The sequence below is a fragment of the Burkholderia plantarii genome, assembly GCF_001411805.1.
Classification (GTDB): Bacteria; Pseudomonadota; Gammaproteobacteria; order Burkholderiales; family Burkholderiaceae; genus Burkholderia; species Burkholderia plantarii.
This window is the reverse complement of sequence record NZ_CP007212.1, coordinates 3,762,087-3,783,523: the sequence shown is the minus strand read 5'-3', so window position 1 is coordinate 3,783,523 and position 21,437 is coordinate 3,762,087. Positions and strand designations below refer to the sequence as shown.

The 21,437-nt window shown below is 68.9% G+C and carries 22 protein-coding genes and 1 tRNA gene; 7 read left to right on the top strand and 16 right to left on the bottom strand.

The features are described from left to right. Positions 1–11: 11 nt before the first annotated feature. Positions 12–398 (top strand): nuclear transport factor 2 family protein, encoded by a 387-nt coding sequence (locus bpln_RS16225; RefSeq protein WP_042626058.1) that lies wholly within the window; start codon positions 12–14, stop codon positions 396–398. A gap of 186 nt (positions 399–584) precedes the next feature. On the opposite strand, the gene leuA is transcribed toward bpln_RS16225, so the two are convergent. Further along, positions 585–2,234, bottom strand: a complete 1,650-nt coding sequence (leuA, locus tag bpln_RS16220) for a 2-isopropylmalate synthase (RefSeq protein WP_055139283.1) — start codon at positions 2,232–2,234, stop codon at positions 585–587. 434 nt (positions 2,235–2,668) lie between these two features. Further along, positions 2,669–3,646: a DNA-binding protein YbiB gene (gene ybiB / locus bpln_RS16215; protein ID WP_055139282.1), complete on the bottom strand. Its 978-nt coding sequence runs from the start codon at positions 3,644–3,646 to the stop codon at positions 2,669–2,671. 213 nt (positions 3,647–3,859) lie between these two features. Between ybiB and maiA the strand changes: the two genes are divergently transcribed. Next, positions 3,860–4,504 carry a maleylacetoacetate isomerase gene (gene maiA / locus bpln_RS16210; protein ID WP_055139281.1) on the top strand — a complete coding sequence of 215 codons (645 nt, stop codon included), beginning with the start codon at positions 3,860–3,862 and terminating at the stop codon, positions 4,502–4,504. Positions 4,505–4,609: 105 nt separating this feature from the next. Here maiA and ftsY read toward each other — a convergent pair whose 3' ends face one another. Further along, positions 4,610–5,767, bottom strand: a complete 1,158-nt coding sequence (ftsY, locus tag bpln_RS16205; RefSeq protein WP_055139280.1) for a signal recognition particle-docking protein FtsY — start codon at positions 5,765–5,767, stop codon at positions 4,610–4,612. 188 nt (positions 5,768–5,955) lie between these two features. Here ftsY and rsmD point away from each other — a divergent pair, with 188 nt between their 5' ends. Further along, entirely contained in the window at positions 5,956–6,570 is a 615-nt protein-coding gene (gene rsmD, locus bpln_RS16200) for a 16S rRNA (guanine(966)-N(2))-methyltransferase RsmD (RefSeq protein ID WP_055139279.1), read from the top strand. A 110-nt stretch (positions 6,571–6,680) separates the two neighbouring features. Next, positions 6,681–7,181 (top strand): pantetheine-phosphate adenylyltransferase, encoded by a 501-nt coding sequence (gene coaD, locus bpln_RS16195; protein WP_042626052.1) that lies wholly within the window; start codon positions 6,681–6,683, stop codon positions 7,179–7,181. A 154-nt stretch (positions 7,182–7,335) separates the two neighbouring features. Here coaD and bpln_RS16190 read toward each other — a convergent pair whose 3' ends face one another. After that, positions 7,336–8,658 carry a TIGR00366 family protein gene (locus tag bpln_RS16190; protein WP_042626051.1) on the bottom strand — a complete coding sequence of 441 codons (1,323 nt, stop codon included), beginning with the start codon at positions 8,656–8,658 and terminating at the stop codon, positions 7,336–7,338. 14 nt (positions 8,659–8,672) lie between these two features. After that, positions 8,673–8,822: a hypothetical protein gene (locus tag bpln_RS36735; RefSeq protein WP_158336071.1), complete on the bottom strand. Its 150-nt coding sequence runs from the start codon at positions 8,820–8,822 to the stop codon at positions 8,673–8,675. Between the two features lie 222 nt (positions 8,823–9,044). Here bpln_RS36735 and bpln_RS16185 point away from each other — a divergent pair, with 222 nt between their 5' ends. Next, positions 9,045–9,314 carry a YfhL family 4Fe-4S dicluster ferredoxin gene (locus bpln_RS16185; protein ID WP_042626050.1) on the top strand — a complete coding sequence of 90 codons (270 nt, stop codon included), beginning with the start codon at positions 9,045–9,047 and terminating at the stop codon, positions 9,312–9,314. A 129-nt stretch (positions 9,315–9,443) separates the two neighbouring features. Here bpln_RS16185 and hisC read toward each other — a convergent pair whose 3' ends face one another. From hisC to bpln_RS16145, 8 genes are all read right to left on the bottom strand, one after another. Continuing rightward, entirely contained in the window at positions 9,444–10,508 is a 1,065-nt protein-coding gene (gene hisC / locus bpln_RS16180; RefSeq protein WP_055139278.1) for a histidinol-phosphate transaminase, read from the bottom strand. A gap of 76 nt (positions 10,509–10,584) precedes the next feature. Further along, a complete protein-coding gene (pth, locus tag bpln_RS16175; RefSeq protein WP_055139277.1) occupies positions 10,585–11,190 on the bottom strand; it encodes an aminoacyl-tRNA hydrolase in 606 nt (201 codons plus the stop codon). A 123-nt stretch (positions 11,191–11,313) separates the two neighbouring features. Further along, positions 11,314–11,928, bottom strand: a complete 615-nt coding sequence (locus bpln_RS16170) for a 50S ribosomal protein L25/general stress protein Ctc (RefSeq protein ID WP_042626047.1) — start codon at positions 11,926–11,928, stop codon at positions 11,314–11,316. Positions 11,929–12,119: 191 nt separating this feature from the next. After that, on the bottom strand, positions 12,120–13,076 hold the full coding sequence (locus bpln_RS16165; RefSeq protein WP_042626761.1) for a ribose-phosphate pyrophosphokinase: 957 nt from the start codon (positions 13,074–13,076) through the stop codon (positions 12,120–12,122). Positions 13,077–13,121: 45 nt separating this feature from the next. Continuing rightward, a tRNA-Gln gene (locus tag bpln_RS16160) sits at positions 13,122–13,198 on the bottom strand. 52 nt (positions 13,199–13,250) lie between these two features. Then, entirely contained in the window at positions 13,251–14,129 is an 879-nt protein-coding gene (gene ispE / locus bpln_RS16155) for a 4-(cytidine 5'-diphospho)-2-C-methyl-D-erythritol kinase (RefSeq protein WP_055139276.1), read from the bottom strand. Positions 14,130–14,167: 38 nt separating this feature from the next. Further along, complete coding sequence (gene lolB / locus bpln_RS16150; RefSeq protein WP_042626045.1) at positions 14,168–14,797, bottom strand: lipoprotein insertase outer membrane protein LolB; 630 nt, start codon at positions 14,795–14,797, stop codon at positions 14,168–14,170. Continuing rightward, positions 14,794–16,641, bottom strand: coding sequence for a tetratricopeptide repeat protein (locus tag bpln_RS16145; RefSeq protein ID WP_055139275.1), 1,848 nt, complete (start codon positions 16,639–16,641; stop codon positions 14,794–14,796). The genes lolB and bpln_RS16145 overlap by 4 nt, the downstream gene beginning before the upstream one ends. 87 nt (positions 16,642–16,728) lie before the next feature. On the opposite strand from bpln_RS16145, the gene mutM reads away from it, so the two are divergent. Continuing rightward, positions 16,729–17,556: a bifunctional DNA-formamidopyrimidine glycosylase/DNA-(apurinic or apyrimidinic site) lyase gene (gene mutM / locus bpln_RS16140; protein ID WP_055139274.1), complete on the top strand. Its 828-nt coding sequence runs from the start codon at positions 16,729–16,731 to the stop codon at positions 17,554–17,556. A gap of 4 nt (positions 17,557–17,560) precedes the next feature. Continuing rightward, positions 17,561–18,670, top strand: a complete 1,110-nt coding sequence (gene mutY / locus bpln_RS16135) for an A/G-specific adenine glycosylase (RefSeq protein ID WP_055139273.1) — start codon at positions 17,561–17,563, stop codon at positions 18,668–18,670. A gap of 55 nt (positions 18,671–18,725) precedes the next feature. On the opposite strand, the gene bpln_RS16130 is transcribed toward mutY, so the two are convergent. The 3 genes from bpln_RS16130 to hprK form a co-directional block, all read right to left on the bottom strand. Further along, positions 18,726–19,361 carry an LON peptidase substrate-binding domain-containing protein gene (locus tag bpln_RS16130; RefSeq protein WP_042626041.1) on the bottom strand — a complete coding sequence of 212 codons (636 nt, stop codon included), beginning with the start codon at positions 19,359–19,361 and terminating at the stop codon, positions 18,726–18,728. A 30-nt stretch (positions 19,362–19,391) separates the two neighbouring features. After that, on the bottom strand, positions 19,392–20,285 hold the full coding sequence (gene rapZ / locus bpln_RS16125; protein WP_042626040.1) for an RNase adapter RapZ: 894 nt from the start codon (positions 20,283–20,285) through the stop codon (positions 19,392–19,394). Between the two features lie 73 nt (positions 20,286–20,358). Then, the gene (gene hprK / locus bpln_RS16120) at positions 20,359–21,327 is read right to left on the bottom strand and encodes an HPr(Ser) kinase/phosphatase (RefSeq protein WP_015877041.1); all 969 of its coding nucleotides are present in this window, start codon (positions 21,325–21,327) and stop codon (positions 20,359–20,361) included. Positions 21,328–21,437 lie beyond the last annotated feature (110 nt).

The window sequence follows — 21,437 nt, the reverse complement described above, 5'->3', positions numbered from 1 at the left end:
GGAGTACGGCGATGGTGGCGAAGATGATCGATGCGATTCGCGCGCTCGAACGTGACCGGTTCCGCGCGATGGTCGAAGGCGACGGCGAGGCGCTCGATGCACTGCTGTCCGACAGCGCCTATTACGTGCATACGAACGGCAAGCGCGAATCGAAGCAGCAGCTCATCGACGCGATCGTCGCCGGCCGCCGCCGCTACCGCCAGATCGAGGTGCAGACCCAGGACGTGATGCCGATCGGCGGAGAGGCGTTCGTCGTGACGGGGCGCCTGATCGTCGAACTGGAGGCCAACAACGGCGGCATCGTGTTCCCGGTGGCCTACACCGCGCTGCAGGCTCAGGAGCAGGGCCGCTGGCGCCTGCTGGCGTGGCACGCGACGCGCTGCGCCACCGAAATCTAGGCTTCGCGGGTCGCGAGGCCGTTGCCGGATGCGGGTGGCATCCTTGTCGGTTCCTTCCGGGGCGGCCTGTCGGGCCGCCCTTTTTGCGCCCGTGCGCCGCGGATCTCGCGGGACGGGACGGGGCGGTGGCGCGGCGCATGCGGCCGGGCCGGACGGTGAGGCCTGCTGCCGCCCGACCCGCGCGCCTCAGGCCGCGGCGCGGTGATCCGAGCAATGCCAGCCGGAGCGGTTGAGCGCGCTCGTAACCGCGTCGACGGCGGCCACGGCCGGTTCCTCGTGAATCCCCACCCCGTAGCGCAGTGCCGAGCCGCCGAGCCGCGCGCCGACGAACACCGCGCTGCGGCCGTCGCGGCCGCGCAGCGCCTCGACCGATACCACTTCGACCGTCGCGCCGGCCGCGCCGGAGAATGCCGTCGCCACATGCGCGGCGATCACTTCCGGCGTGTCGCCCGTGAGCGGGCCGCCGGGAGCGATCTCGCGCCGCTCCCAGGTCATCGCGCTGCCGACGCGTGCGGCCGGCCCGCTGGTTTCCAGGTACTCGCGGCGGAACAGCGCGCAGACCGCCTCGCCCGTGACTTCCTCGCCGGAGCGGTCGGCCACCGCCTGCACCGCGTGGCTGAACTCGATCTGCACGCGGCGCGGCGGCGCGAAGCCCATGCCGCGTTCGAGCAGGTAGGTGGCGCCGCCCTTGCCGGACTGGCTGTTGACGCGGATCACCGCGTCGTAGCCGCGGCCGAGGTCGGCCGGATCGATCGGCAGGTACGGCACTTCCCAGGGCGCGTCGGCGCGCTGCCGCGCGAGGCCCTTGCGGATCGCGTCCTGATGCGAGCCCGAGAACGCCGTGAAGACGAGATCGCCCGCATACGGATGGCGCGGATGCACGGGCAACTGGTTGCAGCGCTCGACCACGGCGCGCACCGCGTCGATGTCCGAGAAGTCGAGGCCCGGGTCGATGCCCTGCGTGTAGAGGTTGAGCGCGAGCGTGACGAGATCGACGTTGCCGGTGCGCTCGCCGTTGCCGAACAGGCAGCCCTCGACGCGGTCCGCGCCGGCCAGCAGCGCGAGCTCGGTCGCGGCCACCGCGGTGCCGCGATCGTTGTGCGGATGCACGGACAGCACGATGCTGTCGCGATAGCCGAGGTTGCGGTCCATCCACTCGACCTGGTCGGCGAACACGTTCGGCGTCGCGGCCTCGACCGTGGCCGGCAGGTTGATGATTATCTTGTGGTCGCGCGTCGGGCGCCAGGTCTGGGCGACCGCGTCGCAGACCTCGCGCGCGAAGCTCAGCTCGGCCATGCTGAAGGTCTCGGGCGAGTACTGATAGGTCCAGTGCGTGTCCGGCCGCGCCTGCGCGTGCGCCTTGATGATCCGCGTGCCGTCCACCGCCAGCGCCTTCACCTGCTCCTTCGAGAGGCCGAACACGAGCTTGCGGAACGACGGCGCGATCGCGTTGTAGAGGTGGATGATCGCGCGCGGCACGCCGTCGAGCGCCTCGAAGGTGCGCGCGATCAGGTCCTCGCGCGACTGCACCAGCACTTCGATCGTCACGTCTTCGGGAATCCGCCGCTCGTCGATCAGCTTGCGCACGAAGTCGAAATCGGTCTGCGAGGCCGACGGGAAGCCGACCTCGATCTCCTTGAAGCCGATCGCGACGAGCATCTCGAAGAACTCGAGCTTCTGCTCGATGCTCATCGGCTCGATCAACGACTGGTTGCCGTCGCGCAGGTCGGTGGACATCCAGATCGGCGCCTGCGTGAGGGTGCGGGACGGCCACTTGCGGCCGTTGAGGCGAACGGGTTCGAACGGGCGGTACTTGTCGGCGGGGTTGCGCTGCATGGTGGCCTCGGGGCGTTGCGGTCGCGAGCGAAGACGGGGCGGCAACCGGATCGGCGGTTGACTGCGCACGGGCCGCGCGAATTCGCGGACGGCATGCGGCGGGTCTTCGCGATCGCCCGACGGATGGACGGACGACGGCTGACGACTACGGGTTACGAAAAACGAGAAGGAACTGCGGGAACGGCTCAGGGGGGACCGTGCCGGAAGCACGGCGCGACGACAGCGTTACGCTAGTCGTAGCGATAGCGACCGCGCTAGGCGGCCGGAGGTAATTCGGAGGGGGTTCGGAAGGGAACGCATGGCGACAACTTTAATGCGGGTGGTTCCGCGTTGTCAAATGCCAGGACGGGATCGCCCGCGTCTCGTGCGCGTGTTTCGCGTCGGCAGCGCGGCGGCGAGCCCGGGATGGCCGCGATCGCCGCCGCTCGCCTGGTTCAGCCCTCGACGCGCACGATCCGCAGGATCGTCTCGACCTGGCGCGCGAGCGCGTCGGGCACGGGAACGGCGCCGTCGAGCACGGCACGGGTCCAGGCTGCCGTGGTGGCCGCGTCCTTCGACTCGGGCAGCGCGACGGGCGGCGCGTCGGGCGACGAGCGCTCCGGTTCGAGCAGCGTCTCGCAGCGCCCGTCGTGCAGCCAGTCCACTTGCACCTGCCGGCGCGTGTCGGCCACCGCCTCGCCCTCGGTGCCGCGCGCGAGCAGCGCGCCGCCGGCCGCCGCGTCCGGATGCTCGCTGAACAGTTGGGCGAGGCTGTCGCGATAGGGCGGATGCGTGTAGTTCACGAGACGCAGCCCGAGCGGCTCGAACGGCTGCAGCAGCTTCACCAGCGTATGCGTGGAGTTGCGCACGCCCAGCACGCCGCGCAGCGCCAGCAGGCGCGCGAGCTTCGGCGCGAGCACCTCGAGCGGCGTGAAGGCGACGCGCCGTTCGGCCAGCGCGCGTTCGGCGGCCGCATGCGAGGCGGCGGCCGGCATCGCGAGTTCGGTGAAGATCTCGGCGCTGGTCACGCGCCCCGGATCGGTCGCGACCCCATGCACGAGTACCGGCACGCCTTCGCGGGCCAGCAGCAGCGCGAGCAGCGGCACCAGGTTCGGCTGCTTGCGCGCGCCGTTGTAGCTCGGGATCGACACCGGCCGCGCGGCGCCGGCCGGCGCGCGCAGCGGCGCGAACGACGCCTGTGCGGCGGCCAGCATCGCCGCCAGTTCGTCGGCCGTCTCGCCCTTGAGCCGGTACGCGATCAAGACGGCGCCGAGCTCCACGTCCGACACGCGGCCGTCGAGCATCGCCTGATACAGCTGGAAGGTGTCCTCGGGTGATAGCGCGCGGGCGCCGTGCGGGCCGCGGCCGATCTCCTTGATGAAGCGGGCGCAGGAAAAGGGGGCGGTCTGGGGGGCGGTGGCGGCGTCGGTCATCGAGGCGTGGAGGCTTGGGCGCGGCGCCGGTCCGGCGCGGCCGCCCTGGGTATGCGGGAAGCCCACTGATTATCGCATTTGCGGCATTCTTGCAAGCGCGCCGGCGCCGTGCCGCCGGCGCGTCGGCGTGGCCGAAGCCGGCACTGACGGCGGCGCCGCGGTCGGCACCGCAGTCGGCACAACACGCGATCGTTATCCGCAGGAGGGCAAGCGATGGAGCTGTATGGTTATTTCCGCAGTTCGGCGTCGTACCGCGTGCGCATCGCGCTGCACCTGAAAGGCCTGCCGTTCGACTATCGCGCCGTCCACATGCTGCGCGGCGGCGGCGAACAGCTACGCGACGATTATCGCGCGCTGAATCCCGACGCGCTGGTGCCGACCCTGGTCGACGGCGACACCACGCGGCAGCAGTCGCTCGCGATCATCGAGTATCTCGACGAGATCGCGCCCGAGCCGCCGCTGCTGCCGCGCGCGCCGGCCGAACGCGCCTGCGTGCGCGCGATCGCGCTGCAGATCGCCTGCGAGATCCATCCGCTCGACAACCTGCGTGTGCTGCGCTACCTGAAACGCACGCTCGGCGTGGCCGACGAGGCGAAAAACGCCTGGTACCGGCACTGGATCACGGAGGGCTTCGCGACGCTCGAAACGCGGCTCGCGAACGACCCGCGCACCGGCCGGCTGGCGTATGGCAACACGCCTACGATTGCCGACTGCTGCCTGATTCCGCAGCTCTACAACGCGCAGCGCTTCGGCGTGGACCTGGCGCCGTATCCGACGCTGGTGCGGATCCACGATCACGCGATGACGCTCGACGCGTTTCGCGCGGCGGCACCGGAGGCGCAGCCGGACGCCGAATAGCGGGACAACAAACCAAACAGGACGCCGGAGCGTCCTGATGGGGGCGCTCCGGCCGCGGCGGCCACGATGGCCGCCCACCGGCCGTGAAGCACGACGCGCGCGGCCTCAGCCGAGCAGCGCGTCGGCGAATTCCTCGGCGCTGAACGGCTGCAGGTCCTCGACCTTCTCGCCGACCCCGATGAAGTAGACGGGCACCGGCCGCTGGCGCGCGATCGCGGCGAGAATGCCGCCCTTCGCGGTGCCGTCGAGCTTGGTGACGATGAGCCCGGTGAGGCCCAGCGCGTCGTCGAACGCCTTGACCTGCGCGAGCGCGTTCTGTCCGGTGTTCGCGTCGATCACGAGCAGCACCTCGTGCGGCGCGTCGCTCTGCGCCTTGCCGATCACGCGCTTGACCTTGCGCAGTTCTTCCATCAGGTGCAACTGCGTGGGCAGCCGGCCTGCGGTGTCGGCCATCACCACGTCGATCTTGCGCGCGCGCGCGGCGCCGACCGCGTCGAAGATCACGGCGGCCGGATCGCCGCTTTCCTGCTGCACCACCGTCACGTTGTTGCGCTCGCCCCAGATCGCGAGCTGCTCGCGCGCGGCGGCACGGAACGTGTCGCCGGCCGCCAGCAGCACCGACTGGTCGAATTGCTGCAGGTGCTTGGCGAGCTTGCCGATGCTGGTGGTCTTGCCGGCGCCGTTGACGCCCGCGATCATCATCACGAGCGGCTGGGCGCGGCCCAGCATCAGCGACTTCTCGAGCGGCTCGAGCAGGTCGACGAGCAGCGCGCGCAGCGCGGCCTTCACCTGCAGCGGATCGCTCAGGCGTTCGGCGCGCACCTTCTCGCGCAGCGTGCCGAGCAGGTATTCGGTCGCGTCGATGCCGGCGTCGGACATCAGCAGCGCGGCCTCGAGTTCCTCGTAGAGTTCGTCGTCGATCTTGGTGTTGACGAACACGCTGGTGAGGCTCGTGCTCGTCTTCGAGAGACCCGAGCGCAGCCGCGCGATCCAGGATTTCTTCGCGGCCGGTTCGGGCGCGGGCGGCGGCACGATCTCGACGGCGCTGGCGGGTGAGGCGTCGGCGGTGGCGGGGGCCGGTTCCGAAGCAGGCTCGACAGCGGCCCCGGTGGCCGGCTCGGCGGCGTGTGCCGGCGCGGGCGCGGCGGCATCTTCGGCCGGGTCCGGCGCGTGAGCCGCGCTGCCTTGCTCGTCGGCCGCCGGCGCGTCCTGCGACGCGTCGTCGGCCTTCGAGCCGATCAATCGTTTGAAGAAGCTGAACATGGTCTGCTGGCTTGGGGGAAGAGGGATCGGCAGCGCGGCGGCCGTGGCCGGCGCCCGAAACGGGAGATTTTATCAGGCGCGCCGCGCGGGCAGCGGCGAAGCGCTGCGCCGGCTGTGGTAACGTGCGCCTGTTCGCGGCCCGGGGCCGCGCCGATCCACCCGTTTCGTCCCGTTCGACCCGATTCCGTATGTCCCGTTCGCCCTCCGCCCGCCCGTCGGCCGGCGCCAGCCGCGGCAAGCCGCACGCGATCCGCATCATCGGCGGCCAGTGGAAGCGCACGCCGCTGCCGGTGCTCGACCTCGACGGGCTGCGCCCGACGCCCGATCGCGTGCGCGAGACGCTGTTCAACTGGCTCGGCCAGGATCTCGACGGCCGGCGCTGCCTCGACCTGTTCGCCGGCACCGGCGCGCTCGGCTTCGAGGCCGCCTCGCGCGGCGCGGCAAGCGTCGTGATGGTGGAGCGCAACGCGCGTGCCGCGGAGCAGCTGCGCGTGATTCGCGACAAGCTCTCGGCGCGCGCCGTCGAGGTGGCCGAGGCCGATGCGCTGCGGCTCGCGGCCGGCCTGGCGCCCGGCTCGTTCGACGTGGTGTTCCTCGATCCGCCGTTTGCCGACGCCGAGCTGTTCGAGCGCGCGCTCGCGCTGGCCGTGAAGCTCGTCGCGCCGGGCGGCCACCTGTACGTGGAGTCGGGCGACGCGCTCGACCCCGCCGCCCGCGAGGTGCTGGCGGGCTGGACCGTGACGCGCGAGGGCAAGGCGGGCGCGGTCCGCTATCATTTGCTGCAACGCGAAAATGATGAATAATGCGCGTTCCAAACGAGGCGCCGCGCGCGACGCGCGACGCGCGCCCATCGTGGTGGCGGCCGTGATCCGTATCGCCGCCGCCCCAATCGCATGATCACAGGAGGAGCGACATGGTAGTCGCCGTGTACCCGGGTACGTTCGATCCGCTCACGCGCGGGCACGAGGATCTCGTGCGGCGCGCATCGAGCATTTTTGACACGCTCGTCGTCGGCGTGGCCGACAGCCGGGCGAAGAAGCCGTTCTTCTCGCTCGAGGAGCGCCTGAAGATCGCGAACGAGGTGCTCGGCCATTACCCGAACGTGAAGGTGATGGGCTTCACCGGGCTCCTGAAGGATTTCGTGCGCGCCAACAACGCACGCGTGATCGTCCGCGGGCTGCGCGCCGTGTCCGATTTCGAGTACGAGTTCCAGATGGCCGGCATGAACCGCTATCTGCTGCCCGACGTCGAGACCATGTTCATGACGCCGTCCGATCAATACCAGTTCATCTCGGGCACGATCGTGCGCGAGATCGCGCAACTGGGCGGCGACGTCAGCAAGTTCGTGTTCCCGTCGGTCGAGAAATGGCTGACGGAAAAAGTGGCCGCGATGGGCCAGACGCCGGCCGCCTGACATCTTCCACGCATTCGCGCTCCGGCGCCGGCAGTCGCCCGGCCCGGGCGGTGCGAGGCGCGCCGGCAGGCCCGCCTTTTCCCCTTTCCGGACCAGTACCCGTGCGGCGTTCGCGCGGGTCCGGCCTCCCGTAATCGGGAGGCCGCCTGCTCACTCAGAACAGGTACAGCCCCGCGACGAACACCACGCCCGAGAACAGCAGCGCCGTCACGCAGTAGCCCATGATGTCGCGCACGCCGAGCCCGGCGATCGCGAGCGCGGGCAGCGCCCAGAACGGCTGGGCCATGTTGGTCCAGGCCTCTCCGTAGGCGATCGCCATCGCGGACTTGCCGAGATCGGCGCCGAGCGCCTGCGCGGCCGGCATCACGAACGGCCCCTGCACGACCCAGTGACCGCCGCCCGAGGGCACCGCGAAGTTGATCACGGCCGAGCTCAGGAACGCGAGCAGCGGAAACGTGTGGACGTTGGCGATGTCGACGAACCAGTTGGTGATCACGCCGGCCAGGCCCGAATGATCCATCAGCGCCTGGATGCCCGCATAGAACGGGAACTGGATCATGATCGAGCCCGCGCCGCGCGCGGCCGCGCCGATCGCGCGCGCATAGGCCATCGGCGTGCGGTGCAGCACCAGGCCGGCGGCGAGGAACACCAGGTTGACGGTATCGATGTCGAGCGTGAAGCCCTTGGTGCGCGTGCGGATCACGAGGAACACCAGGCACAGCAGCGCGACCAGCAGCGACAGCAGGCGGCTTTCCTCCATGCGCTCGGCCCAAGTCGCGCCGGGCGCGAGCTTGCGCTCGAAGCTGGGCGGATCCTCGAGCAACTTCGGATCGACCGTCACCACCTCGTCGGGCTTCGGCATCATCAGCCGCGCGAGGAACGGCAGCATCACGATCAGGCCGATCGTGACGAACGCGTTGTAGCCGGTGAACAGCGTCTGCGAGACCGGGATCAGGCCGATCACCTTCTCCATCGGGTTGCCCTTGGTCGCGGCGACCAGCGGCACCGAGCCGGACAGGCCGCCGTGCCAGGTCAGGAAGCCCATGTAGGCCGAGGCGACGAGCAGGCGGTAGTCGGAGCCCGGCACGCGCCGCGCGACCTCGCGCGCGAGCATCGCGCCGAGCACGAGGCCGAAGCCCCAGTTGATCGCGCAGGCCACGCCGGCGACGAACGCGACCAGCATCACGCCCTGCGCCGGCGTCTTCGGCGCGCTCGCGAGCGCGACCAGCAGGCGCTTGACCGGGCCGGAGCTGGCGAGCGCGTGGCCGGTCACGAGGATTAGCGCCATCTGCATCGTGAACGCGAGCAGGTTCCAGAAGCCGCTACCCCACAGCAGCACGAGTTCGGCGGGTGCCTTCGGCGTGAGCGAGAACGCGAGCACGAAGGTGATGACGGTCAGAAAGATCGCGAAGATCAGCGGGTCGGGCAGCACCCGATGCACGATCTGGGTGAAGAAGCGGGAAATGCGGGAAATCACGGGTCTCCTCCTGTTTATGAGTTCGGTCGTTGTGGTTGATATGATTCGCTGCCCGGTGCCGGGCGGGCGGCGGGAACCGGATTTTCATCGGAAATCGGCGCCGCGGCGGGAATGGTAACGAAATACGCGGCGCGGCGTGCTGCTTCGCCGGATTCGCCGGTCATGCCGAGGGGTTTTCGTATCGGTTTCGTGCCGGCGCGGATGCGGCTAGGCCGTGATTGCCGGCGGATGGTCCGGATCCGTTACGGTAGCGCGTCGATGTCGGCGCCGTGTAGCGCGGCGGCGGCACGATACCCGCACACGCGGCATGGCCTGGGCCGGCGGCCCGCGCGTGCGATCTCGAAAAGTTATAATGTGTTGTTTTTTCTAGGAAAGCTGGTGCCAGCATGGCTTTGATGATTACCGACGAGTGCATCAATTGCGACGTGTGCGAGCCCGAGTGCCCGAACGGCGCGATCTCGATGGGCCCGGACATCTACGTGATCGACCCCGGCAAATGCACCGAATGCGTCGGCCATTTCGACGAACCGCAGTGCCAGCAGGTCTGCCCCGTCGAGTGCATTCCACGCGATCCGCAGCATGCAGAGACGCAAGATCAACTGATGGTCAAGTATCACGCGCTGGTTGCCGCGGCCGGCGAGGCAGGCGCGCAGTAACGGCGCGCCGCGCGTCGGGCGTCCGGCATCGGAGCCGTTCCTGCCCGGCCGCACCGGCACCGAATCCGCCGTCGGGCGGGCGCCTGCCGGTCTTTCCTCCGGACTCCGCTCGAGCGGAGCCGTCCTCCCTCAGCCGAGCAACTCGCGCAACGCGTCCACCAGCACGTCGCATTCGGCGTCGGTGCCGACCGTGATCCGCAGGTACTGGTCGATGCGCGGCAACTTGAAATGCCGCACGAAGATCTCGCGTGCCTTCAGCGCGGCGGCCAGCGTGCCGGCGTCGTGCCCTGGATGGCGCGCGAACACGAAGTTCGCCGCCGACGGCACGATCTCGAAGCCGAGCGCCCCGAGCGCCGCGTTGAGCCGGGCGCGGCTCGCGACCACGCGCGCGCAGCTCGACTCGAACCACTCGCGGTCTTCATAAGCGGCCTGCGCGGCCACCTGCGCGAGCCGGTCGAGCGGATACGAGTTGAAGCTGTCCTTCACGCGGTTCAGCGCCTCGATCAGCGACGCCTGGCCGAACGCGAAGCCGACGCGCATGCCAGCCAGCGAGCGCGCCTTCGAGGTCGTGTGCACGACCAGCAGATTCGGATGGCGGTCGATCAGCGCGATCGCCGATTCGGCGCCGAAATCGACATAGGCTTCGTCGACCACCACCGCATCCGGATTGCCGGCCACGATCCGCTCGACGTCGGCGAGCGGCAGCGCGCGGCCGGTCGGCGCGTTCGGGTTCGGGAACAGCACGCCGCCGTTGCCGCCGAGGTAGTCCTCGACGCGAATCGAGAGATCGTCGGCGAGCGGCACCGCCTCGTACTCGACGCCGTACAGGCGCGCGTAGGTCGGATAGAAGCTGTAGGTGATGTCGGGGAAGCGGATCGGCCGGTCGTGTTTCAGCAGCGCCTGGAACGTGTGGGCCAGCACTTCGTCCGAGCCGTTGCCGACGAACACCTGCTCCGGCGCGAGGCCGTGATGGGCGGCCACCGTCTCGCGCAGCCGGCGCGCGAGCGGATCGGGGTAGCGGCGCAGCGCTTCGCCGGCCGCGCCGATCTCGCGCGCGATCGCCTCGACGACACGCGGCGAGGGCGGATACGGGTTCTCGTTCGTGTTCAGCTTCACGGGGTTCGCGAGCGCGGGCTGTTCGCCCGGTACATACGGAACGAGCTGCTCGACGATGTTGCTCCAATAACGGCTCACCACGGACTCCTGACTGAAAACGAGCAGATTAACGCACGCCGGGCGCGCGTGGCGCAAAACGCGGCGCGCGCCCGCGCTAGGCGGAATTGCGATGCAACTGCATCACGGCGCGTTCGGCCTCGCCCTTCACGAAGATCGGCATCACCGCGAGCGCGCGCTCGATCGACGCGTCGATCAGGTCCTGTTCCTCGCGGCGCGGCGGCTTCAGCACGAAGTTCGCGACGTCGGGTTTCGCGCCGGCGCGCGAACCCTCGGGAATCAGGTCGCGCGGATGGCCGATGCCGATCCGCAGCCGCCAGTACTGCTGCGAGGACAGATGCGCGGAGATGTCCTTTAGCCCGTTGTGGCCGCCGCTGCCGCCGCCGAGCTTGAGCTTCACGGCGCCGGGCGGCAGGTCGAGTTCGTCGTGCGCGACGAGGATCTCGTCGGGCAGGATCTTGAAGAACTGCGCGACCGCGACGACCGACTGCCCCGAGCGGTTCATGTAGGTCTGCGGTTCGAGCAGGTGGACTTCCTCGCCGTACAGGCGCGCCTTCGCGTAATGGCCGTGGAAGCGGCGCTCGTCGCGCAGCGTCGTGCCGGCTTCGCGCGCGAGCTGGTCGACGCACCAGAAGCCGGCGTTGTGGCGCGTCGCCGTGTATTCAGCGCCGGGATTGCCGAGTCCGACGATCAGTTTGATCATGATGAGTAAGTCGATGGGACCGGTCGGGCCGCGTGAGCAGCATGGGCCGCAACAATGAAAAAACCCGCCGGGCGAGCCGCGGCGGGTTGCTTCGGACCGTTGTCGAGACGGTGCGAACGCGGCTCAGGCAGCCGGCGTTTCGCCTTCGCCGGCAGCGGCTTCGTCCGAGACGGCGCCGGCCGGGATCGTGGCGGTCGCGATCACGGGGTTTTCCGCGTCGATGTGTGCCACCAGCGCGACGCCGTTCGGCAGCGCGATGTCCTTGGCGTGGATCGACTGGCCGGCCTCGAGCTTCGACAGATCGACTTCGAGGAATTCCGGCAGGGCCGACGGCAGGCACTCGACGTCGAGTTCGGTGATGACGTGCGAGACGACCGCGCTCGACAGCTTCACCGCCGGGCTGACTTCCGCGTTCAGGAAGTGGACCGGCACCTTCGTGTGCAGCTTCTTCGAGGCATCGACGCGCTGGAAGTCCACGTGCAGCACGAGCTGGCGGAACGGGTGGTATTGCACGTCGCGCAGCAGGACGCTTTGCGACTTGCCGGCCACTTCGAGATCGAGGATCGACGAGTGGAACGCTTCCTTCTTCAGGGCGTGCCACAGGGCGTTGTGATCGAGTTCGATCATTTGCGGGGCTGCTTCACCGCCGTACACGATACCCGTGGTCTTGCCGGTGTTACGCAGGCGGCGGCTCGCACCCGTACCTTGCAGAGTACGCTCGAAAGCGACGACTTTCATGACTTTCTCCAATGACTGCCCGCGACCAGGCAGTGTAATGGGGCCTTTCGGCCCTTGATGCGGCCCGGGTTTCGTCCTTCCGGGCCGATGTGCAAAAAGCGAAGCGCGGACGCTTCGCTTTTCGCGTACAACCGGATACGTCGTGGTTCGCGTGCCGGGCGTGCGGCGCTACGCGAAGCGCCGCGCCGTGATCAGGACTCGGCGAACAGCGACATCACCGAATCGCCGCGGCGGATCCGCGCGAACGTTTCGGCGAGCAGATCGGCGCTCGACAGCGCACGGATCTTCGCGCAGCCGAGCGACTCGGCCGACAGCGGGATGGTATCGGTGACGACGAGCTCGTCGAGCTCCGACGCGTCGATGCGGGCGGCCGCGCCGCCCGACAGCACCGGGTGCGTCGCGTAGGCGAACACGCGCTTCGCGCCGCGTTCCTTCAGCACCTGCGCGGCCTTGCAGAGCGTGCCTGCCGTATCGACCATGTCGTCCATGATCACGCAGGTGCGGCCTTCGACTTCACCGATGATGTTCATCACCTCGGCGACGTTCGCCTTCGGGCGACGCTTGTCGATGATCGCGAGATCGCAGTTCAGCTGCTTGGCGAGCGCGCGAGCGCGCACCACGCCGCCGACGTCCGGCGACACGACGAGCAGGTCCGGGTGGTTCTGCTTGCGCAGGTCACCCAGCAGGATCGGCGTGGCGTAGATGTTGTCGACGGGAATGTCGAAGAAGCCCTGGATCTGGTCGGCATGCAGATCCATCGTGATGATCCGCTCGACGCCGGCGATTTCCAGCATGTTCGCGACGATCTTCGCCGAGATCGCGACGCGCGCCGAACGCGGGCGGCGATCCTGACGTGCGTAGCCGAAGTAGGGGATGGCGGCGGTGATCCGGCCTGCGGATGCGCGCTTGAGCGCATCGACCATGATCATCAGTTCCATCAGGTTGTCGTTCGCTGGTGCGCAGGTCGACTGCAGGACGAAGACATCCTTGCCGCGCACGTTTTCCTGGATTTCGACCTGGATTTCGCCGTCCGAGAAACGGCTGACCATGGCCTTGCCAAGAGGAATTCCGAGATTGTCGACGACTTTCTGTGCAAGCGCGGGGTTTGCGTTGCCAGTGAAAACCATCAGGCCGTCATGGCTGCTCATCATGAACCTGCTTCGGGCTGGGGGCGGGAATGACAGAAGAAACGATGGCAGGGGAGGAAGGACTCGAACCCTCGCATGCCGGAATCAAAATCCGGTGCCTTGACCAACTTGGCGACTCCCCTACACTCAACTATGAACTCCACCGGAAGTGTAGGACATCCGATGCAGCAAAACTCATGACGCGAAAGCAAAGAGGGGATGAGTACCCAGGCTTCCGGTAACTACGCTGTTCCAGCCGGCCGGCAGTTCGGCTTGCGCCGCTTCTGCTTCGTCCCTGCTGCTGAACGCTGCAAACACGCTAGCTCCAGAGCCGGTCATCCGCGCGGGGGTCAAATCATACAACGCTTCGACCACCTTTGCAACTTCCGCGTACTTCTTTGTCACAACCGCCTGCATGTCGTTTTGACCGAAGCTGTCTGGCCAACCCTTGCTGCTTTGCTGTGCAAGAAAGTCCGTAATTGTGATTGGCTTCGAATTTCTTGTCAACGACTTATCCGAAAATATTTCGGCGGTCGGTACGTGAACTCGAGGCGTCACAACCAGGAACCAGCGAGTCGGCAATTCTACCTGCTCCAATGCTTCTCCGATACCCTCCGCGAACGCATTTTTCCCGAACACGAAGAACGGCACGTCGGCGCCCAGTTTCACCGCCAGCGCCTGCAGTTCGGCGCGCGGCAGATCCAGTTGCCAGAGGCGGTTCAGCGCGAGCAGCGTGGTGGCCGCGTCCGAGCTGCCGCCGCCGAGGCCGGCGCCCATCGGCAGCACCTTGTCGATCTCGATGTCGACGCCGAACGTGGTGCCCGTATGCGCCTGCAGCAGCCGCGCGGCGCGCACCACGAGGTCGCCGTCCTCGGGCACGCCGGCCACCTCGGTGACGCGATGGACGATCCCGTCGTCGCGCCGCACGTAATGCAGCGTGTCGCCCCAGTCGAGCAGCTGGAACACGGTCTGCAGTGAATGGTAACCGTCCGGGCGGCGGCCCGTGATGTGCAGGAAAAGGTTGAGCTTTGCCGGGGCGAGGCAGTTGCGCAACGCGCGCGAGGTATCGGTCATGCGTGGGGACTTCATGGCGGAAAACGGGAGTGCGCGGCTCAGCGGTCGAGCACCAGCTTGATGTCGAGCGCCGGGGTCTCGCGCGTGAGATCGAGTCGCTTGACGCCGGTGGCGGGCGCGTCCGCGTAGGCGAGATAGTCGATGGTCCAGCCGTCCTGGCGGATCTGCTTCGGATGCGCGGCGTCGCCCGTGACGTCGGCCGGCGTGCCCGGCGACGGCTGCGGCACCATCCAGAAGCGCAGGCCGTCGAGCGGTAGCGCGAAGCCGAGCGTGTCCTGCATCAGTTGCCCGACGTCGCCGGCGAAACGCGGCGCGCGGCCCGGCATCTCGAGCGAGGCGCGCTGCGGCGACGAGCGCACCACCGCGAGCGTCTGGCCGAGCGGGCTGCGCAGTTCGAGCGTGATGACGTTGCCGGTTTCCTGCCAGTCGAAATTGCCGTAGACATTCTGCTGCTTGCCGAGCCGGTCTTCGTAGCGGACCGCGAAGCGGCCCGTGTAGGCGTGCGCGGCCTGCGTCGTGATCGTGTCGGCGCTGGTGGCACCGAGCGGCGCCACGCTGCTGGCGGGAGGCCGGGTTTGCGTCGCGCAGCCGGCCAGCAGGGCGCCCGTGGCGAGCAGGACGGAAGCTTGGCGCGCGAGCCGCGCGCCCGATCGAATCGCGATGCTCACAGCCCGGTCACCCCGAAGCGCTTGAGCGTGCTGACGAGCGTGTCGTTGTCGGGTTCGAGCTTCTGCGCGGCGCGCCATGCGTCGCGGGCCTTGTCCTGCTGGCCGCTCTTCCAGAGCACTTCGCCGAGATGCGCGCCGATCTCGGCGTTCGGTTGCAGCGCGTAGGCCTGCGTCAGGATCCTGGCGGCGGCAGCGTTGTCGCCGAGCCGGTATTTGACCCAGCCGAGGCTGTCCATGATGAATGCGTCCTTCGGCGCGAGCGCGCTGGCCCGCTCGATCAGCTTGTTCGCCTCGGGCAGCCGCTCGTTGCGATCCGCGAGCGAGTAGCCGAGCGCGTTGAACGCCTGCGGGCTGTCTGGCTGGGCGCTGATCAGCAGGCGCAGCTGCTGCTCCATCGTCGTGTACTGGCCGATCTTCTCGCAGGCCATCGCGTAGTCGTAGCGCAGGTCGGGATCGTCGGGGAACTGCTCGACGGCCTGCGCGAGCCGATCGGCCGCCTCGCGGTAGCGCTTGCCGGCGAACAGCAGCGACGCGTCGGTGCGCGCGATCACGGCCGCGTCGTGCGGGTCGGCCACCTGGATGCCGGCGAGCACCTGGCGTGCCTCGTCGATCTTGCCCTGCTTGGCGAGCAGCTGCGCGCGCGTGACCTGGGCCGGGATGTAGTGCGGGCTCGACACGTCGATCTTGTCGAGCCATTGCGAGGCCTGCGCGTCGTTGTTCTGCTCGATCGCGATCTGCGCAAGGTAGACGTAGGCCTGGCCGACGTCGGCGCCCTGGCGCTTTTGCGCGAGCTCGATGTACTGCTTCAGGTTGGTCTGCGCGTCGTCGTACTGCTTCTGCTGGAGCTTGACGAGCGCGAGCGCCATCAGCGGCGCCGGCTCCTTCGGATCGTTCTTGCGCATCGCCTCGAACTGCTTCTGCGCGTCCTCGAGGCGGTTGTCGGCCAGATAGAGCTGGGCGAGCGCGAGGCGCCCTTCGCGCGACTTCGGATTCTGCTGGACGAACTTCTCGAACGAGGCTACGCCGACCGCGCGCTCGTCGGGGCCCATTTGCGAGAGCATCAGGGCGGCCGGCAGGTAGTCGGGGCGTAGCTGCAGCGCCTGCTTCAGCGAGGCGACGGCGCCAGCCCGGTCGTCGGTGGCGAGCTGCTGGCGTGCGATCGCGACCTGCGCCTCGGGGCGATCGAGGTCGTTCTTGAGCAGGTCCTGCAGCACCGTCAGACCCTCGACCCGGTTCGGGCCGCGCGAAATCAACGCCTGCAGCGCGAGCAGCGCGTCGCCGCGATTGTCGCCGGTGGCGCGCGAAAGCTCGCGCGCGAGCAGCGGTTCGGCTTCGGCCGGCTTGCCGGCCAGCACCAGCAGCGCCGAGTCGACCTGCGACGCGCGGTTCGAATCGGGCGCGAACTGGCGCCACAGGTTCGCCGCGGCGAGCGCGTCGGCCGGGCTCTGGGCCGCCAGCGCGATCTCGGTGGCGCGCTGCGCCATGCGCGGGTCCTTCGTGTCGCGCGCGAGCGCGAGGTAGGTCTGGTAAGCGGGTGCCGGTTGCGAGCGTTGCAGCGCGACCTCGGCCGCGAGCACCTGGTAGACGATCTGTGCCGACAACTGCACGTCCGGCAGATCCTTTTTCTCGTCGGGGAAGGCCGGCGAGAACGCGCTCTGCGTCAGCGCGTCGTCGGACGCGCCGGCGGCGGGCGCATCGGCGGGAGTCTGGGCATGCGCGGCAACCGCGCCGAACGTCCAAGCGGCGACAAGCGCGGCGCCGAGGGCGCGGCGAACCGGAGATGCGAACGCGCGGCGCGCGCGGGCGGCGGGGCGCTTCGGGGACAGCGTCGAGGGCAAGGTCATGGAAATCCGTTCGAGGTTTCGGTCGATTGTAACGCGCTCGCTACAATACGCGCACAATCGCACCAGCCACACACAGACCACAAAACCATGCCAGAGTTGCCGGAAGTCGAGGTTACCCGCCGCGGAATCGAACCCTTCGTCACCGGGCGGCGCGTCAGGCGCGTCGACGTGCGCACCGCGATGCTGCGCTGGCCCGTCCCCGACAATCTCGCAGCCGCGCTCGAGGCGCGCGAGGTGCTGCGCGTCGAGCGGCGCGGCAAGTACCTGCTGTTCGAGGTGGATGCCGGCTGGTTCATCGTCCATCTCGGCATGACCGGGACACTGCGCGTGCTGCCGGGCGGCGAACCGCCCGAGGCCAAAAAGCACGACCACATCGACTGGGTGTTCGACGAATGCGTGCTGCGCTTTCGCGATCCGCGCCGCTTCGGCGCCGTGCTCTGGCACGCGCGCGAGGACGGCGACATCCACCTGCATCCGCTGCTCACGAGCCTCGGCGTCGAGCCGTTCTCGCCGCTCTTCACGCCCGAGCTGCTCTACCGGCGCACGCGCGGGCGCACCGTTTCGGTGAAGCAGGCGCTGCTGGCCGGCGACATCGTGGTCGGCGTCGGCAACATTTACGCGTCCGAAAGCCTGTTCCGCGCCGGCATCCGGCCGACCACGGCGGCCGGCCGCGTTTCGCTGCCGCGCTACGAGCGGCTCGCCGGGGCGGTGCGCGCGACGCTCGCCGACGCGATCGAGCGCGGCGGCAGCACCTTGCGCGATTTCGTCGGCAGCGACGGCGAAAGCGGCTACTTCCAGCTCGACTGCTTCGTCTACGATCGTGCCGGTGAGCCGTGCCGCGTCTGCGGCACGCCGATCCGCCAGATCGTGCAGGGCCAGCGGTCGACCTATTTCTGTCCGAATTGTCAGCGTTGATATCTTGAAACCCCCCCGTACCCGAGCGGCGCCGGTCGCGCCGTCCACCCCGCTGCACGCGAGCTTCGCGCGCCGCCTGATCGTCTGGCAGCACGAGCATGGCCGTCACGACCTGCCGTGGCAGAACACGCGCGATCCATACCGGATCTGGCTGTCGGAAATCATGCTGCAGCAGACCCAGGTCTCGACCGTGGTGCCGTATTACCAGCGGTTCCTGGCGCGTTTTCCCGACGTCGCCGCGCTGGCCGCGGCGCCGGCCGACGACGTGATGGCGCTGTGGGCCGGGCTCGGCTACTACACGCGCGCGCGCAACCTGCACCGCTGCGCGCAGGTGGTGGTCGAGCAGCATGGCGGCCGCTTCCCGCAAACGCCCGACGCGCTCGCCGAGCTGCCCGGCATCGGCCGCTCGACCGCGGCCGCGATTGCCTCGTTCGCGTTCGGCGCGCGCGCGCCAATCCTCGACGGCAACGTCAAGCGCGTGCTCGCGCGCGTGTTCGGCGTGGAGGGTTTTCCGGGCGAGAAGCGCGTCGAGAACGACATGTGGGTGCTGGCCGAAACGCTGTTCCCGCGCGACGAGGACGCCGCCGGCATCAGCGCCTACACGCAGGGCCTGATGGATCTCGGCGCGACCCTGTGCGGGCGCGGCAAGCCGGACTGCAGGCGCTGCCCGTTCGCGCCCGACTGCGTCGCGAACGCGACCGGCCGCCAGCGTGAGCTGCCGGCCGCGCGGCCGAAGAAGGCGGTGCCGACGCGGCGCACCTGGATGCTGGTGCTGCGCGACGGCGACGCCGTGTTGCTCGAACGGCGTCCGCCGGCCGGCATCTGGGGCGGCCTCTGGAGCCTGCCCGAGGCGGACGGCGACGCGGCGGCGCTGCAGCGCGTGCGCGCGTTCGGCGCCGATTCGGTGATCTCGCTCGCGCCGTTTACACACACGTTCACGCACTTCCGGCTCGAGATCGAGCCGCGCATCGCCGAGGTCGGCCCGGCATCAGGCGGCCAGGCAGGCGCGGCCGATGCCGACACCGAATGGGTGCCGCTCGCGCGGCTCGACGCGTATGGCGTGCCGGCGCCCGTGCGCAAGCTGCTCGACAGCCTGAGTGGGCCGTTGATCTGAACGGTTTCGGAAGCGGCGGGACGAGCGGGGAGGGCCCGGGCGGCCCGCATGGCGCTCAGAGCCAGTCGTGGCGCTTGAGCACCTGATGCACGGCGTCGATTCGCGCGCCGACGCCGGGCAGTTCCATCATCTTCTGCCGCGCGCGCAGATCGAGCGGCAGCACCTCGGCGAGCCGGTTCGACACCCAGGTCGGGTCTTCGAAATGGAACGGCTCGAGAAACGGCAGCTCGCCGGACTTGACGTTGCGCAGCGCGACGATGATGCGCTCGAGCACTTCCGAGCAGGCGCCGAACTGCGCGATCGAGAGCTCGCCGTCGAGCGGCTCGTCCTCGGGCAGCGCCTCGGCGATGCCGACCAGCAGGCCGTTCGCCTCGACGCGATGCGAGAGCAGCCGGAAGCGCCGCGTGCCGACGGTGCGCAGCAGCAGCATCCCGAACTCGCCGGTATCGCATTCGATGATCTCGGCCATGCAGCCAACCGGCTCCGGCACCGACACGGCGTCGTCCTGGGCGACCTCGGGGCCGCTCTTGAGCAGGCAGACGCCGAACGGCGCGCGATCGCGCAGGCACGAACGCGCCATGTCGACGTAACGCTGTTCAAACACCTTCAGCGGCAGCAGGCCGCCGGGAAACAGCACCGTGTGCAGCGGGAACAGCGGCAAATCGACAAGCGTGGTCGAAAGCGATGACATCTGGCGCCCCCTTGACGAGGAGCGGCTCGGTCAGGTGACGAGCCGCGACGACGCATCGGCATCAACCGGCGCGTCACGATGCCGCACTATCACGTTCGCCTGCCGCGACAGACGCGCGGCGAGCGTCTCCGCAATGAACACCGAGCGATGCTGGCCGCCCGTGCAGCCGATCGCCACCGTCAGATAACTGCGATTGTCGTCGCGGAAATGCGGCAGCCATTTGACGAGGAAGGCCTCGACGTCGTCGATCATCTGATGGACGATCGGCAGCGCGTCGAGGAACGCGATGACCGGCTGGTCGAGCCCGGTCAGCGGCCGCAGCTCGCGGTCGTAATAGGGATTCGGCAGCGCGCGCACGTCGAACATGAAGTCCGCGTCGAGCGGCACGCCGCGCTTGAAGCCGAACGATTCGAACATCAGCACGAGGTCGTCGTTCTTCTGTTCGATGAAGCGCTTGACCCAGGTGCGCAGCACGTTGGCGCGCAGGTTGCTGGTGTCGATCTCGTGGCCGAACCCGGCCAGCGGCGCGACCAGCTCGCGCTCGCGCTCGATCGCTTCCTCCAGCGACGACAGCAGCCCGATGTCGGCCTCGTGCGACGGCGACCCCGACAGCGGATGGCGGCGGCGCGTTTCGGAGAAGCGCTGGATCAGCGCCTGGGTGCTCGCGTTGAGGAACAGCACGCGCACGTCGTGTTGCCGCGAGAGATCGCGGATCAGGCCCGGCATGTCGTCGAGCGAGCCGCTCGAGCGCGCGTCGATCGCCACCGCGAGGTGCTGCTGGCCATCGTCGGCGATGCTGCGCACGAGCTCCGGCAGGACGCGCGGCGGCAGGTTGTCGACGCAGTAATAGCCCGCGTCTTCCAGCGCGTTGAGCGCGACGGACTTGCCGGAGCCGGAAATGCCGGTGATGAGGACGATGCGCATGGGAGGCGGAAAATCCAGACGTTTCATCATAGCACCGGCTCACCGCGCCCGTATGGGGCGGCGCCGGCGCGCGTCAAACGAGTTTGCCGGGGAACTGGCTGTCCGGATCCTGCATGGCCAGGCGCTGCCGGTCCATGAAGTCGCGCAGCGTGTCGATGCCGCGCAGCTGCAGGATCGTGTTGCGGACCGCCGCTTCGACGAGCACGGCGAGGTTGCGGCCGGCCGCCACCTGGATCGTCACCTTGCTGATCGGCAGGCCGAGCACGTCGACGGTCTGGCTTTCGAGCGGCAGGCGCTGAAATTCGCCGTCGGGCCGGCGCACCAGCTGGACGATCAGCTTCAGCTTCATCTTCCGGCGCACCGCGGTTTCACCGAAGATCGTCTTGATGTCGAGCAGGCCCAGGCCGCGCACCTCGAGCAGGTTCTGCAGCAGCGGCGGGCAGCGCCCCTCGACGAAATCGGGGCCGAGACGCACGAAATCGACCGCGTCGTCGGCTACCAGGCCGTGGCCGCGGCTGATCAGTTCGAGGCCGAGCTCGCTCTTGCCGAGGCCCGAATCGCCGGTGAGCAGCACGCCCATGCCGAGGATGTCGAGGAACACGCCGTGCAGCGTGGCACGCGGCGCCAGGATGCGCGACATGTAGAGGCGCAGGCTGTCGATCACGGCCGCCGCCGACATCGGCGTGGTGAACAGCGGCGTGGACGAGCGCGTGCAGCGCAGCACCAACTCCGGCGGCGCGGCGGCGCCGCCCGCCACCACCAGGAACGGCGGTTCGAGCGCGATCAGCTCGGCCATGTGGCGCGAGCGGTCCTCGTCGGTCTGGCGCTGGTAGTACTCGATTTCGGCCTCGCCGAGCACCTGGATCCGGTTCGGATGGATCAGGTTCAAGTGGCCGACGAGGTCGGCGCTCGAGGTGGCGTTGCCGACCGTCTCGGAGGAAAAGCCGCGCTCCCAGCCTTCATGCCCCGTCAGCCAGCTGAGCTTCAGCATGGCGGCGTTGTCGTCGAAGATGCTCTGGGCGTTGATGCTGGACGTGTCCATGATGAGTCCGTCACTCCAAATGGCCGATGCGGGCCGATGCGGCGGGCGGCAACGGCGGTTGCGGCGCCGGTCCGGCTGCGGGCGGGCTGGCCGGACGGCGCGTGCCGCCC

What these genes read in the sequence shown, in the direction of transcription:
- bpln_RS16225 (WP_042626058.1), top strand. Translation starts at nt 12, where the DNA reads ATGGTGGCGAAGATGATCGATGCGATTCGCGCGCTCGAACGTGACCGG.
- leuA (WP_055139283.1), bottom strand. Translation starts at nt 2,234, where the DNA reads ATGCAGCGCAACCCCGCCGACAAGTACCGCCCGTTCGAACCCGTTCGC.
- ybiB (WP_055139282.1), bottom strand. Translation starts at nt 3,646, where the DNA reads ATGACCGACGCCGCCACCGCCCCCCAGACCGCCCCCTTTTCCTGCGCC.
- maiA (WP_055139281.1), top strand. Translation starts at nt 3,860, where the DNA reads ATGGAGCTGTATGGTTATTTCCGCAGTTCGGCGTCGTACCGCGTGCGC.
- ftsY (WP_055139280.1), bottom strand. Translation starts at nt 5,767, where the DNA reads ATGTTCAGCTTCTTCAAACGATTGATCGGCTCGAAGGCCGACGACGCG.
- rsmD (WP_055139279.1), top strand. Translation starts at nt 5,956, where the DNA reads ATGTCCCGTTCGCCCTCCGCCCGCCCGTCGGCCGGCGCCAGCCGCGGC.
- coaD (WP_042626052.1), top strand. Translation starts at nt 6,681, where the DNA reads ATGGTAGTCGCCGTGTACCCGGGTACGTTCGATCCGCTCACGCGCGGG.
- bpln_RS36735 (WP_158336071.1), bottom strand. Translation starts at nt 8,822, where the DNA reads ATGACCGGCGAATCCGGCGAAGCAGCACGCCGCGCCGCGTATTTCGTT.
- bpln_RS16185 (WP_042626050.1), top strand. Translation starts at nt 9,045, where the DNA reads ATGGCTTTGATGATTACCGACGAGTGCATCAATTGCGACGTGTGCGAG.
- pth (WP_055139277.1), bottom strand. Translation starts at nt 11,190, where the DNA reads ATGATCAAACTGATCGTCGGACTCGGCAATCCCGGCGCTGAATACACG.
- bpln_RS16170 (WP_042626047.1), bottom strand. Translation starts at nt 11,928, where the DNA reads ATGAAAGTCGTCGCTTTCGAGCGTACTCTGCAAGGTACGGGTGCGAGC.
- bpln_RS16165 (WP_042626761.1), bottom strand. Translation starts at nt 13,076, where the DNA reads ATGAGCAGCCATGACGGCCTGATGGTTTTCACTGGCAACGCAAACCCC.
- ispE (WP_055139276.1), bottom strand. Translation starts at nt 14,129, where the DNA reads ATGACCGATACCTCGCGCGCGTTGCGCAACTGCCTCGCCCCGGCAAAG.
- bpln_RS16145 (WP_055139275.1), bottom strand. Translation starts at nt 16,641, where the DNA reads ATGACCTTGCCCTCGACGCTGTCCCCGAAGCGCCCCGCCGCCCGCGCG.
- mutM (WP_055139274.1), top strand. Translation starts at nt 16,729, where the DNA reads ATGCCAGAGTTGCCGGAAGTCGAGGTTACCCGCCGCGGAATCGAACCC.
- bpln_RS16130 (WP_042626041.1), bottom strand. Translation starts at nt 19,361, where the DNA reads ATGTCATCGCTTTCGACCACGCTTGTCGATTTGCCGCTGTTCCCGCTG.
- rapZ (WP_042626040.1), bottom strand. Translation starts at nt 20,285, where the DNA reads ATGCGCATCGTCCTCATCACCGGCATTTCCGGCTCCGGCAAGTCCGTC.
- hprK (WP_015877041.1), bottom strand. Translation starts at nt 21,327, where the DNA reads ATGGACACGTCCAGCATCAACGCCCAGAGCATCTTCGACGACAACGCC.